The organism is Streptosporangium sp. DT93 (genome assembly GCF_049844535.1).
In the GTDB taxonomy this organism is placed as follows: Bacteria; Actinomycetota; Actinomycetes; order Streptosporangiales; family Streptosporangiaceae; genus Streptosporangium.
Window position 1 is genome coordinate 32,473 of record NZ_JBNCLF010000033.1, and the last position, 12,911, is coordinate 45,383.

Consider the following 12,911-nt stretch of genomic DNA (forward strand, 5'->3'; position numbering starts at 1 on the left):
GGGTCAGGGCGGGCGGCCGTCCCGGCGCCGTGGGCCACCTGCGTGCGGCGATGGTCCCGGTGGCGTCGCTCTCGCTGGCCGCCGGTGCCGTGACCTTCCTGATCGTCCCCGACCCCGCGCTGCGGGTGCTGGCGGTGGCGTTGCCCGCGGTGACGTGCTCGGGGGTCGCGGTGAGCGCGACCCGCGGGTTCGGGACGATGCGGCCGACGCTGCTGCTCACCGGTGTGCTCCAGCCGGTGGGCCAGCTCGCCCTGGTCGCGGCGGTGGTGATGCTGGGCGGGGGTGACGCTGCCGGGCCCGGTGGCTCCGGCGACGTCGGGGGCGTCGGGGGCGTCGGGGGCGTCGGGGGCGTCGGCGGTTCGGTGCCGCTGCTGGCCGCGGCCTGGGCCCTGCCGTACCCGGTGGTGCTGTCGCTGGCCTGGCTCTGGTTGCGCCGGCGGCTGCCGAGGACGTCCCGCCGCCCGCCGGGCACCGCGTCCGAACTGTGGCGCCACACCTGGCCACGGTCGCTGGCCGCCGGGGTCCAGGCGGTGTTCCAGCGGCTGGACATCGTGATCGTGGCCTCGCTGGCGGGACCTGCCGAGGCAGCCGTCTACACCGCCGCCACCCGGTTCAAGGTCGTGGGCCAGCTCGCCGGGCAGGGGCTGGCGCAGGCGGCGCAGCCGAGGCTGGTGCGGGCCATGGCCGGGGGCGACCTGGTCGGTGCCCGCGAGCTGTACCGGTCGTCCACCCGCTGGCTGGTCCTGCTCACCTGGCCGATCTGGCTGGGGTACGCGGTGTTCGCGCCGTGGCTGCTCGGCGCCGTCTTCGGCGAGGAGTACGCCTCGGGTGCGCCGGTGGCGCTGGTGCTGGCCGCGACGATGCTGCTCGCCACCGCGTGCGGGATGGCCGATGTGGCGCTCACCGCCGCCGGGCACACCGGCGCCGGTCTCGCGTACCTCGTCGCGGCCGTCGCGACGACGGTGCTGCTGGACCTGATGCTCATCCCCTCCCTGGGCTCGCTCGGCGCGGCCCTGGGCTGGGCGGGAGGCACGGTGGTCAAGAACCTGCTGCCGCTCCGGCACGTTCACCGCCGGTACGGCCTGCACCCCTTCGGACCGCGACAGGACCGCGACCTACGAGCGCCCCGGGCCCGGAGGGGGCGGAGGACGCGGTGACTCCCGTGCTGGTCACCGGGCTGCCCCGGAGCGGGACGAGCTGGACGGGCAGGATGCTCGCCGCCGGCGGGGAGCTGGTCTACGTCAACGAGCCGCTCAACCCCCAGCACCCGCCCGGCCACTGCCCGGGCGTGCTGGACGCCGTGGTCGGGCATCGTTTCCAGTACATCTGCCCGGACGACGAGCGGGACTGGCTGCCCGCCTTCACCCGGACCGTCGCGCTGCGCTACGGGTTCCTGGCGGAGCTGCGCCGCAACCGCTCGCCGTACGACCTGGCGAGGATGGTCCGCTACGGTGCCGCGTTCACGCTGGGGCGACTGGCCGGGCGCCGGGCGCTGCTGGACGACCCGTTCGCGCTCTTCTCTGCGGGATGGTTCGCCGACCGGCTGGGATGCCGGGTGATCATCCTGTTGCGCGACCCGGTGGCGTTCGTCGGTAGCTGGCAGCGGCTGGGCTGGACGGTCCACCTCGACGAGCTGTTCGACCAGCCGCTGCTGATGCGCGACCACCCGCACCTGGAGGAGCTGCGCGCGCTCACCGGCACCCGGGACCGGATCGCCACGACCACGGCGCTGTGGCGGGCGGCCGCGATCAGCGCCACCCGCCTGGCCGACCGGCACCCGCGGATCACGCTGGTCCGCTACGAGGACCTGGCCCTCGATCCGCTGACGGGCTTCCGCGGCCTGTACGAGCAGACCGGCCTGACCTGGTCCGCCCGTGCCCGGGAGCGCGTCCGCCGCGCGTGCACGGCCGCCCCCCGGGCGGGCACCGGCGGCTTTTCCTGGCACGGCCTGTCCCGCACGGCCTACCGGCCGACGGACTCGCGCCGTGCCCTCGCCGAGGCCGGTGCCCGGCTGAGTCCGCAGGAGGCCCACCGCGTCAGGGAGCTGGCCTTCGGCGGACATCCGGCCCCCTTCCCGGCGCTTTTCCCGGACCCCCTCCCGGGCACCTGACGACCGCCGTCCGGCGGACGCTCCGTCGCGACCCGTTCCCGTGACGGCGGAGCCGAGGGCCCCCGTCAGGAGAACAGGCCGCGGAACAGCGAGACGGTGAGAAGGCGGATCGCGTACGGCAGGTCGTCGACCAGGTAGCGGCGGGACAACCTGCCCGGCTCCCCCACCAGCCGGAAGAGCCACTCCAGGCCCGCGCGGCGCATCCACCGCGGCGCGCGGCGCGCGGTGCCCGCGGTGAAGGCGATCGCCGAACCGCATCCGACGAACCAGGTGGCCGGCAGGTCACGGCGGAGGGAGGCGATGAGCCGTTCCTGCTTGGGAAACCCGAGGCCGACGAAGACCAGCCGGGGCGCGGCGGCGATCACGGCGTCCCGTACCCGGGCGTGGCTCTCGGGGTCGTCCTCGAACCCGGACGGCGGGGCGTCGGTCCCGGCGACCACGAGCGCCGGATGGCGGGCCACCAGCTCGCGGGCGGCCCGCGCGGGTGCGCCCTTCGGGCCGCCGAGCAGGTACACCGGGTGGCGGTAGAAGGCGGCGGCCTCGGACAGCGACCAGATCAGGTCGGCGCCGGTGACCCGGCCGGGGACGGGGGTGCCGAGCAGCCTCGCCGCCCACACCAGCGGCATGCCGTCCGCGACGACGATGTCGGCGCCCTCGACGAGCGCCCGGGCCCGCGGGTCGCGGGCGGCGATCCGGCCGATGTCGACGTTGGGAGTGACGAGGTGGCCGCCCCTGCCGCCTTTCAGCGCGGCCACCACATGGTCGACGATCTCGCCCTCGGTCATCGGGTCGAGCGCGACCCCGGCCACGTGTACGCGCCTGCGCAGCCGTCTGCGGGTGGCCCGGTCCGGCCGGCGTCGCCGGCGGGAGGCGGCCCGCGCCGCCCCCCGCCCGGCGACCGGCGACCCGGCCTGCCCGGCGACGGAGGGCAGGCCGGGCACCGGACCGTGACCGCCGGCGGCCCGGTGCTCGGTGGAAGCGGGACGGTGACCGGTGACGGGCGGCGGCTGTGGAGGCGCCGGGATCGGGGTCATGGCGTGGCGGGTCACGGTGGGCACGGCCCGGCCCGGTGCGGGCGGAGCGCTCCGGAGATCGCGGCGTACGACGACCCGCGGACGCTCCACCTCCTGCCCACCCGCGAACGACGCCGGCACGAACGGTGTCGGCGCGAACGATGCCGGGACGAACGATGCCGGAACCAACGGTGCCGGGACGGACGCCGTCATGACGGGCGGCGTCGTCGCGGGCAGGATCGTCATGCGCGCCGCAGGGACGGGCAGAATCGCGACCGGCGCCCCCGTGGACCGGGTCACGGGAGCCGTCGTCACGGGAGCCGTCGTCACGGGAGCCGTCGTCACGGGAGCCGTCGTCACGGGAGCGGGGCGGGCGGTCACGCGCGGGCGTTCGGCCAGGGGCGCCATCAGATACCGCGTCCCCGGTGGTGCAGGACGCTGAGCAGCCCCCGCGCGGGGAGCAGCCCGGCCGCCACCGCGAGCGCGATGGGTGCCCGGAGCTCGCCGTGCCGGGCGGTGAACGCCCGCCAGGCCCAGCGGCCCGCCTCCCGCCTGCGGCCCAGGGCCGCGTGATGGAAGGCGAGCTGACCGTAGACCCGCGCCGCGCCGCGCGGGTCCACGGTCAGATCAGGGTGCCGGGCGAGCATCCACTCCAGCCCGGCGATTCGATCGGCCCAGCGCGTCACGTACGAGGAGCCGCCCCAGCGCACCCGGACCAGGGGCCGGTCGACGTGCACGATGGGGTGCTGGGCCGCGGCGCGCAGCGCCAGGTCCCAGTCCTCGTTCTGGCCCCCGGGGGCGCTCTCGTCCACCCAGAGGCCGCCGCGCCGGAACACGAACGTCGAGGAGTGCACCATCACCATCCGCGAGCGCACCAGGTGGCGGTAGGTGACGCGGCCGGTCCCGGCCAGGCGGGGAATGCGGCGCGAGCCGTACTCGACCTCGATGGCGCAGCTGGAGAAGCGCGCCCGCGGCTCGGCCTCCAGTGCCGCGACCTGAGCGGTGATCTTGCCGGGGAGCCACTGGTCGTCGTCGTCGCAGAACGCCACCAGGTCGGTGGCCAGCGCCGCGATGCCGGTGTTGCGGGCACCGGGCAGGCCGGGGGTGAGCCGGTTGGCCATCACCCGCACCCCGCGCGCGGGCGCCCCCTCAATGCCGGGGGTCAGTGCCCTGCCGACCAGCAGGTCGGCCACCTGGTCGGCGACCCAGGCCGGGTCTCCGCCGTCCACGACGACCACGACCTCGACGGGACCGGGGTGATCCTGGCCGAGCACGGCGAGCGTGGCCGCGCGCAGCTGGTCGGGCCGGTGTCCCCGGGTGGGGATGACGACACCCACCGATGTGTTCACGCGAGTCTCCTGTGGTAGCCGTACTTGATCATGAGGGGCCAGGTCAGCGCGGTGACCAGGCGCAGGCGGCGGGACGACGCCGCGGTCCGCCAGCCGTCGTCCCTGGTCAGCTCCGTGCGGCCGACCGTGAAGCGCACCGGGTTGCCCGAGGCCGTGTGCGCCGTGGACAGCTCCGCCCAGCCGCCCGAGAGGAAGTCGAGGCGGCACGGGACGCCGATCGCGGCGACCAGGCGCCGGAGCGTGTCGGCGGGCGCGTCGAGCAGGTCCTCGTAGCGGACCCGGGTGACCGGGACGCCCCTGCGGGCCAGCAGTTCCAGCCCGAGGTTCTCGCTCAGCCAGTGCAGCGAGGTGCGGGCCGGCGACCAGTGGGTCATCAGGTGCCCGTCCTCGGGACGCGCGACCCTCCGGCGCCAGGAGTGCGCGACCGCGCGGGGGTCGCGGACCACGTGGACGACGTGGACGTCGACCCCGGCCGCCGCCAGGCAGAAGGCCAGGGAGGCGTGCTTGCTGGAGTCGATCACGACCGGGCAGTCGGCGACCTCCCCTGCGGCGTCGTACAGCCGGCGATGGGCGGCGACGTACTCGTCCAGCTCGGCGGTGCCGGACGCCGGCCACCTGCCGGTGCCCGCCTGCTCCTCGGCCAGCAGCCTGGACAGGGTCGGGATCCGCCGGGTGCGGTCCACGCGCGGCCTGAGCTCGATCATGCGCCGGGCCGTGGCCGCGGACCAGCCGCCGAACGCGCGCTCGCCGACCTTCTCCCAGAACGGGCACGACCCGAAGGGCTCGCCGCACCCGCACGCCTCGTCCGCGAGCACGCTCCTGGCCCAGAGGTGGACGACCTCGCCGAGCGGCGCGATACCGGGGACCTCCCCGAGCAGGCGCTCCAGCAACGTGGTCCCGCTACGGCCGAGACCACCGAGGAAGACCACCCGGGCGGGTGACGGACTATCAGACACAGGCACGGACCCCAACCCCACGGATACGGAACGCGACGAGGCTAGCGCGTAGCGTAACGGAGGGGTCAGAGAACGGACAAAGGATCTACCCAGTGCCAGGAACGTCGCCCCCACCACGGCACGCCGTCCCGCCGCGGGTCACCAGGTCCTGGAACGCGGACGCCCGCGCCCGCCCTCGTGTCCCTCCCGTGGCGTACGGGAGGGGCGCGACGGCCGGCGCGGGCGTCGGGCACCCGGGTGGGCGGTCTACCTGGCGTCGACGATCATCCCGGCGCCGACGGTGTTGTTGGTGGCCTCGTCCACGAGGATGAAGCCGCCGGTGAGACGGTTGCGGGCGTAGTCGTCCACGAACAGGGGCTGGGTGACCCGGAGCGAGACGCGCCCGATCTCGTTGAGCCCGAGCGAGGCGGCCGTCTCGTCCCGGTGCAGGGTGTTGACGTCCAGCCGGTAGTGCAGCTCCTTGACCAGGGCGCGCGCGCTGCGGGTGGTGTGCTTGATGACCAGCTTGGAGCGCGGGGCCAGCTTGACCGTGTCGGCCATCCAGCAGATCATCGCCTCCAGCTCCTGGGAGGCCTGGGGCTGGTTGTTCGGGCGGCAGATCATGTCGCCGCGCGAGATGTCGATGTCGTCCTCCAGCCGGAGCGTCACCGACATCGGCGGGAACGCCTCGTCGATCGGCCCGTCGAAGGTGTCGATCGACGCGATGCGGGTGGTCAGCCCCGAGGGCAGGTGCATGACCTCGTCCCCCGGCTTGAGCACGCCGCCCGCGACCTGCCCGGCGTAGCCGCGGTAGTCGTGCAGGGACGGGTCGGTGGCCCGCTGCGGGCGGATGACGTACTGGACCGGGAAGCGCACGTCGACCAGGTTGCGGTCGGAGGCGATGTGCACGTGCTCCAGGTGGTGCAGCAGCGAGGAGCCGTTGTACCAGGGCGTGTTCTCCGAGCGCGCCACCACGTTGTCGCCGTGCAGCGCCGAGATCGGGATGAACGTCAGGTCCGGCGCGTTCAGCTTGGAGGCGAACGCGGTGAACTCCTCGCGGATCTGCTCGAACCTCTCCTGGGAGTAGTCGACCAGGTCCATCTTGTTGACGGCCAGCACCAGGTGCGGCACCCGCAGCAGCGTGGTCAGGAACGCGTGCCGGCGCGACTGCTCCAGCACGCCCTTGCGGGCGTCGATCAGGACGATGGCCAGGTCGGCGGTGGAGGCGCCGGTGACCATGTTGCGGGTGTACTGGATGTGGCCGGGGGTGTCGGCGATGATGAACTTCCGCCGGGGGGTGGCGAAGTAGCGGTAGGCCACGTCGATGGTGATGCCCTGCTCCCGCTCGGCGCGCAGGCCGTCGGTGAGCAGCGACAGGTCGGTGTACTCGGTGCCGCGGTCACGGGAGGTGCGCTCGACCGCCTCGAGCTGGTCCTCGAAGATCGCCTTGGAGTCGAAGAGCAGCCGCCCGATGAGCGTCGACTTTCCGTCGTCGACGCTTCCCGCCGTAGCAAAGCGAAGGATGTCCATCAGATTCTCGGCAGGAGACCGTCGGTGTCCCGACGGGCGGCGCCGTCCCTCCTCGTGAGGTGTCGTTCTTCCGTTGCGGGGGTCGGGAGCCGGCCACCGGACACGCGCGGGAGTCCGTCCGGGCCGGGGAGGGGGCGGGGCGCTCCGCGGGGGAGCCGCCGCCCGAGCGGGGACAGCGGGGACATCAGAAGTATCCCTCTCGCTTGCGGTCCTCCATGGAGGCCTCGGAGGCGCGGTCGTCGGCGCGGGTGGCGCCGCGCTCGGTGATCCGCGTCACCGCGATCTCGTCGATGATCTCCTCGACCGTCGCGGCCCCCGACTGGACCGCTCCGGTGCAGGTCACGTCGCCGACCGTACGGTAGCGGACCGTCATGTCCACCAGCGTCTCGTCCTCGTCGCGGACGATGAACTCGCTGTCGGCCAGCAGCATGCCGTCGCGCTCGAAGACCTTGCGGGTGTGGGCGTAGTAGATCGAGGGGATCTCGATGCCCTCACGCCGGATGTAGTCCCAGATGTCGAGCTCGGTCCAGTTGGACAGCGGGAAGACCCGGATGTGCTCGCCCTTGCGGATCTTGGCGTTGTAGAGGTTCCACAGCTCGGGGCGCTGGTTCTTCGGGTCCCACTGGCCGAAGTCGTCGCGGAAGGAGAACACCCGCTCCTTGGCGCGGGCCTTCTCCTCGTCGCGGCGGGCGCCGCCGAACACCGCGTCGTACTCGTTCTCCTCGATCGCGTCCAGCAGCGTGGTGGTCTGCAGGCGGTTCCGCGAGGCCCTGCGGCCGGTCTCCTCGACGACGCGTCCGGCGTCGATGGAGTCCTGGACGCTCGCGACGACCAGCCGCGCTCCCAGCTCGGCGGCGCGGCGGTCGCGGAACTCGATGACCTCGGCGAAGTTGTGGCCGGTGTCGACGTGCATGAGCGGGAAGGGGATCGGTGCGGGCCAGAACGCCTTCTCCGCGATGCGGAGCATGACGATGGAGTCCTTACCTCCGGAGAAGAGCAGACAGGGACGCTCGAACTCGGCCGCGACCTCGCGCATGATGTGGATGGCCTCTGCCTCGAGTACGTCGAGCTGCGACGTGGTGTAGTCGCGCTGAAGCATCTGTCTCTCCTAGCGGGGATTAGCGGTGCAGATCCCGGATTCCGGCGAGCAACGTTGGCGCCAGTCCCGGTAGGGATACCAGGATATCCGGCAGCGAGGGGTCGGGCTGGTTGTAGACCAGCGGCGAGCCGTCGATCCTGCTCGCGTGGGCGCCGGAGGCGAGGGCCACCGCGACGGGCGCGGCCGAGTCCCACTCGTACTGGCCCCCGGCGTGCACGTACGCCTCGACCTGGCCGGTGAGCACCGCGGAGATCTTGGCGCCCGCCGAGCCGATCGGCACCAGGTCCGCTCCGGCGAGCTCGGCGAGGGCGCGGACGAACTCCGGCGGCCGGGTCCGGCTGACCGCGATCCGCGGCCTGGCGCCGGGCCGGGGGGCGGGCGTCACCGGCGGTTCGAGCGTCGAGAGCGTGCGGCCCTGGGCGGGCAGCGCGACGGCGCCGGCGGTCAGCGTGCCGCGCTCCCAGAGCGCGACGTGGACCGCCCAGTCCTCGCGGCCCTCCTCGGCGAACTCCCGGGTGCCGTCGAGCGGGTCGACGATCCAGACCCGTTCGGCGCGGAGCCTGCGCGGGTCGAGGCGCTCCTCGCTGGTCGCCTCCTCCGACAGCACGCTGTCGTCGGGACGCAGCCGGGACAGGGCCTCCATCAGGAAGAGGTGGGAGGCGGTGTCGCCCTCCTTGCGCAGCTCGGAGGGATCGGCGAAGCCGCGCTCCGCGCGCAGGGCGGTCAGTCTCCCGCCCGCCTCGGTCGCCAGTTCCGCGGCGAGTACGTGATCGTCGTGAACGGTCATCAGTATGCTCCAGCTCCTCGCACGACGGCCGACCAGGTCTTCCACAGGATCTGCAGGTCCAGCATGAGGGACCAGCTCTCCACGTAACGCAGGTCCAACCGTACCGATTCCTCCCACGACAGGTCCGAGCGGCCGCTCACCTGCCACAGGCCGGTCATCCCCGGCTTGACCAGCAGGCGGCGGCGGACGTCGTCCCCGTACCGGGCGACCTCCTCGGGCAGCGGCGGGCGGGGGCCCACCAGCGACATCTCCCCCAGCACGACGTTGACCAGCTGGGGCAGCTCGTCCAGGGAGCGGCGGCGCAGCCGGGCGCCCAGCGGGGTCACCCGGGGGTCGTTCCTGATCTTGAAGAGCATGCCCGGGCCGTCGCTGGACAGGGTGATCTTCCGGTGTTCCGCGTCGGCGCGCATCGTCCGGAACTTGTAGATCGTGAACTCGGCGCCGTCGCGCCCCACCCGGCGCTGCCGGAACAGCACCGGCCCCGGCCCCGAGGTCCGCACCGCGAGGGCCAGGCCCGCCAGGAGCGGCAGCAGCGCCACGAGCAGCAGCCCGGCGCCGATCCGGTCGAACATGTTCTTGAGCAGCCGGCGCAGCCCGGAGAGCTCGGGGTGGTCCACGTGCAGCAGCGGCAGACCGGCCGCCGGGCGGATGGTGATCCGCGGCCCGGCCACCTCCATCAGCGCGGGGGCGACGACCAGGTCGGTGTCGCTCTCCTCCAGTCGCCAGGCCAGCCGGCGCAGCGCCGTTCCGTCCATCTCCGGGCAGGCGAGCACGGCCACGGTGTCGGCGTGGGCCCGCCCGGCCGCGAGGGCGACGTCGGAGAGGTCGCCAAGCACCGGGACGCCCTCCACCTGCCGCGTCCCGCCGGAGGGGACGCACACCCCGACGATCTCCAGGCCGTGGTAGCGCTCCCGGCGGAAGCGGCGGACCAGCTCGGCGACGGCCACCCGGTGGCCCGCCGCCACGACGCGCCGCATGCAGCCGCCCCGTGCCCGCCTGCGGTGCAGACGGCGGCGCAGCGCGTACCGCGCCAGGAGGGTGAGCAGCGTGGTCAGCGGCAGCGCAAGCACCACGTACCCGCGGGCCACCTCGGTCTTGGTCAGGTAGGCGCCGACGGCGAGGGCGGCGGTGAGCATGAAGCCGCACTGCAGGATGCGCTGGAACTCCTCCGAGCCCAGGCCGACCAGGCGGGCCTCGTAGGCGCGGTTCAGCGCCACCACACAGACCCAGACCGTGGGCAGGGCCGTGCTCAGCACGACGTAGGGGAAGACGTAGGCGGTAACCTCGCCGAATCGGAGGATCAACGCGAGTGCCCCGGCGAGGGCGGCGCAGACGGTGTCGGCGACGATCGCCATCGCCCGGTGCCCCCGCACCCAGTCCGGCTCGCGCCTGCGCGTGACCGGCGGCCTGCCGGTCGTCGCCCCGGGTGCCGCCTGGACTGCGGTCACGTCGTGCACGCGCTCCCCCTGCGTAACCGTTCGCGTACGGACAGTCATGGAATGCTATCGGCGGCTGGAGAGGCCCGAGGGTTGAAGACGGAAACGTACATCTCTGTAGACATAGAGGCCGATGGCCCGATTCCCGGGCCGTATTCGATGATCAGCTTCGGTATGGCGGTGGCCGGGCGGATGACCGGCCGGGTCTTCGAGCCCGTGGACCCGCGGAGCCGTACCTTCTACGCGGAGCTGCGGCCGATCAGCGACGACCACGTCCCCGAGGCGCTCGCCGTGAGCGGTCTCGACCGCGACACGCTGGTCCGCGAGGGCCGCGACCCGGCCGGAGCGATGCGGGAGGCCGCCGGGTGGATCCGCGAGGTGAGCGGGAACGGCTCGCCGGTGCTGGCGGCCTACCCGCTCTCCTACGACTGGATGTGGATCTACTGGTACTTCATGCGCTTCACCGGCGCCTCGCCGTTCGGGCACTCGCGCTGCATCGACCTCAAGACGCTGTACGCGGCCAAGGCGGGCGTGCCGATCGGCTGGGCCACCAAGCGGCAGATGCCCGCCCACCTGCGCTCCGGCAGCCCGCACACCCACAACGCCCTGGACGACGCGGTCGAGCAGGCCGAGCTGCTGCAGAACCTGATGGCCTTCACCCCGCCCGGCCGGCCCGGCCGGTCCCCCGCCCCCGAGGAGAAGGGCCGGCCGGGGGCCGTCCCGCCGGTCCCGCGGGGTGACCCCGCGGGACCGTGACGTGAGGACCGGGTCAGCAGAACATCGGCTCGGCGGCGTCCTCGGGAACCTCCGGCACGGAATCGACGACCTTCACCGTCATCACCGCCGCGCTGCCGCTCTCGATCTCCCTGACCCGCCCGCCCTCCCGCTGCCCGATCCAGCCCCGGTAGCCGAGGAACCGGTACGTGGCCGGCTCGAAGACGAGCTCCCCGCGTTCCCAGCCGTCGGGCGTCTCGTACCTGAGCGAGACGCCCACCCCGTGCCTCCCGGCGGGGTCGGTGAGGTCCGGCACGACGGTCGCGGTCGCCGTCCGGGACAGCGCGGCGAAGACCGCGGCCCTGGTCCCGGAGGGGGTGAGCGGGTTCTCCGCCAGCCTGAACAACCGGCCCCCGACGGCCTTCTCGACCCGCATGCCGATCTCGTCCCGGCTCAGGTCGCCCTCTCCCCGCCTGCTCTGGTCCGCCCGGACGAACGCCTCCGCGTCCCGGCGGACCGCCGCCAGGAGCCGGTCGGGGTCGGAGGGAAGGTCGGCGGCCCGGGGGGGAAGGCTCCGGGAGTCCGCGGGGCACTGCCCCGCGCGCCGGTACTCCACCGTTCCGGGGGACTGCACGTGCTCCGGGTCGCGTCCGCTGACGACACGCGTCCGCCCGTACGTCGAGCGCGTCAGGGCCCTGGCGGGATCGCCGGCCGGCATCCAGATCTCACGGCGCACGTCCTGGGTGTAGTCGCCCTCGGAGCCGCTCGCGTAGGTGACGGTCTTCTGGTCGACGTAGAGGTACCGCCCCGGCCCGGGCCGCAGGTCCTCCCGCGCCGCGGCGGAGGCCGCGTGCCGGAGCAGTTCGGCGGCGCTCGCCGGGGGCGTCCCGAACGGGACCGAGTCCCGATCGCCGCGCACCAGGATCAGCCCCGCGGTCACCGTGGCCGCGAGGCCCGCGGCCACGCCGGCCCTCATCGCCCATCTGCCGCCGGGGAAGGCGGACAGAGGCCGCCGGGGTGACCGTGCCGGTCGGCGCCGGCCGCTCCCGGCCCGCTCGGCCTCGACCTCCCCGGCCAGCAGCACGCGTGCGCGCGCGGTCACCTCGGGCGCGGGTCCGGGCAGGCCGTCGTGGTGATCCTTGATTGCTTCGAGTTCGTTCGTCATAGTTCCTCCCCGACGGGACCGATGATCGTGCGGAGCTTCCGGCGGGCGCGGTTGAGACGCGATCCCACCGTTCCCCGGGGTATGCCGAGGGCCTCGGCCACCTCCTCGTAGCTGAACTGGGCGCAGGCGACCAGCAGCAGGACCTCCCTGTCCCCGGCCGGGAGCCGGGCGAGACCCGCGGCGAGCCGCGGCCGCATGACCGACGCGGAGACCCGTTGCGCCACGCGCTCGTCGTGACCGGCGACCTCCGTGGAGGTGGCGCTTCTGGCCAGCGCCCGATATCTGCGCGCCTCGCCGCGACGATGCTCGGCGACCAGGTTGGAGGCGATGCCGTACAGCCAGGGGCGGGCGCTGGCGCGGGTGAGGTCGAAGCGAGCCCGGTCGTGGAAGGCGCGCAGAAAGGTCTCCGCCGCGAGGTCGTCCGCGGCCGCCTCGCCCAGGCGCAGGTGGACGTAGCGGTGGATCTGCGCGAAGTAGCGATCGAAGACGGCACCGAAGCGGTCGGGATGACGCAGTGATGCCTCCAGCACCTGCGCGTCGGTGTCCTCGCCGGGTGGCGCCGAGTCTTGGGGGGGAGCTGTCATGAACGCCGGTCTCTCAATCGGTTGTGTCGGCCACCCGTGGTTCGGCGAAGCCCCGGTTCTTGTTCACGGTCCGTCCCGGACCCGCGCTCCCCTCGCGACGCCACGGCGGGAGATCAAGCATGGGGGAGATCATCACCCCGGGCGCTCCGAGCGGCCTCGCCGCGACGCGGGAGGTCGCCGTGGGGGGGA

Annotated in this window: 12 protein-coding genes; 3 read left to right on the plus strand and 9 right to left on the minus strand. The window is 73.7% G+C overall.

The window, feature by feature from the left end; genetic code table 11:
- A partial coding sequence (locus ACLQ2R_RS38275; RefSeq protein ID WP_425966324.1) for a lipopolysaccharide biosynthesis protein occupies positions 1–1,157 on the plus strand: 1,157 nt, incomplete at its 5' end.
- Complete coding sequence (locus ACLQ2R_RS38280) at positions 1,154–2,110, plus strand: sulfotransferase (RefSeq protein ID WP_425966325.1); 957 nt, start codon at positions 1,154–1,156, stop codon at positions 2,108–2,110. The genes ACLQ2R_RS38275 and ACLQ2R_RS38280, both read left to right, overlap by 4 nt.
- A gap of 65 nt (positions 2,111–2,175) precedes the next feature.
- Here ACLQ2R_RS38280 and ACLQ2R_RS38285 read toward each other — a convergent pair whose 3' ends face one another.
- The 7 genes from ACLQ2R_RS38285 to ACLQ2R_RS38315 form a co-directional block, all read right to left on the minus strand.
- Positions 2,176–3,144: a WecB/TagA/CpsF family glycosyltransferase gene (locus ACLQ2R_RS38285; protein ID WP_425966326.1), complete on the minus strand. Its 969-nt coding sequence runs from the start codon at positions 3,142–3,144 to the stop codon at positions 2,176–2,178.
- Between the two features lie 386 nt (positions 3,145–3,530).
- Positions 3,531–4,472: a glycosyltransferase family 2 protein gene (locus ACLQ2R_RS38290; protein WP_386234747.1), complete on the minus strand. Its 942-nt coding sequence runs from the start codon at positions 4,470–4,472 to the stop codon at positions 3,531–3,533.
- On the minus strand, positions 4,469–5,428 hold the full coding sequence (locus ACLQ2R_RS38295) for a sulfotransferase (protein ID WP_425966327.1): 960 nt from the start codon (positions 5,426–5,428) through the stop codon (positions 4,469–4,471). Before ACLQ2R_RS38295 ends, ACLQ2R_RS38290 begins: the two co-directional genes overlap by 4 nt.
- Positions 5,429–5,674: 246 nt before the next feature.
- Positions 5,675–6,937, minus strand: coding sequence for a sulfate adenylyltransferase subunit CysN (cysN, locus tag ACLQ2R_RS38300; protein ID WP_425966328.1), 1,263 nt, complete (start codon positions 6,935–6,937; stop codon positions 5,675–5,677).
- Between the two features lie 184 nt (positions 6,938–7,121).
- A complete protein-coding gene (cysD, locus tag ACLQ2R_RS38305) occupies positions 7,122–8,036 on the minus strand; it encodes a sulfate adenylyltransferase subunit CysD (RefSeq protein WP_425966329.1) in 915 nt (304 codons plus the stop codon).
- Between the two features lie 19 nt (positions 8,037–8,055).
- Positions 8,056–8,823: a 3'(2'),5'-bisphosphate nucleotidase CysQ gene (locus ACLQ2R_RS38310; protein ID WP_425966330.1), complete on the minus strand. Its 768-nt coding sequence runs from the start codon at positions 8,821–8,823 to the stop codon at positions 8,056–8,058.
- Positions 8,823–10,319 carry a sugar transferase gene (locus ACLQ2R_RS38315; RefSeq protein WP_425966331.1) on the minus strand — a complete coding sequence of 499 codons (1,497 nt, stop codon included), beginning with the start codon at positions 10,317–10,319 and terminating at the stop codon, positions 8,823–8,825. The genes ACLQ2R_RS38310 and ACLQ2R_RS38315 overlap by 1 nt, the downstream gene beginning before the upstream one ends.
- 99 nt (positions 10,320–10,418) lie before the next feature.
- On the opposite strand from ACLQ2R_RS38315, the gene ACLQ2R_RS38320 reads away from it, so the two are divergent.
- Positions 10,419–11,015, plus strand: a complete 597-nt coding sequence (locus ACLQ2R_RS38320) for an exonuclease (RefSeq protein ID WP_425966332.1) — start codon at positions 10,419–10,421, stop codon at positions 11,013–11,015.
- A 13-nt stretch (positions 11,016–11,028) separates the two neighbouring features.
- On the opposite strand, the gene ACLQ2R_RS38325 is transcribed toward ACLQ2R_RS38320, so the two are convergent.
- Positions 11,029–12,138 (minus strand): CU044_5270 family protein, encoded by a 1,110-nt coding sequence (locus tag ACLQ2R_RS38325; RefSeq protein ID WP_425966333.1) that lies wholly within the window; start codon positions 12,136–12,138, stop codon positions 11,029–11,031.
- Entirely contained in the window at positions 12,135–12,722 is a 588-nt protein-coding gene (locus ACLQ2R_RS38330) for an RNA polymerase sigma factor (protein ID WP_425966334.1), read from the minus strand. The genes ACLQ2R_RS38325 and ACLQ2R_RS38330 overlap by 4 nt, the downstream gene beginning before the upstream one ends.
- Positions 12,723–12,911: the final 189 nt, after the last annotated feature.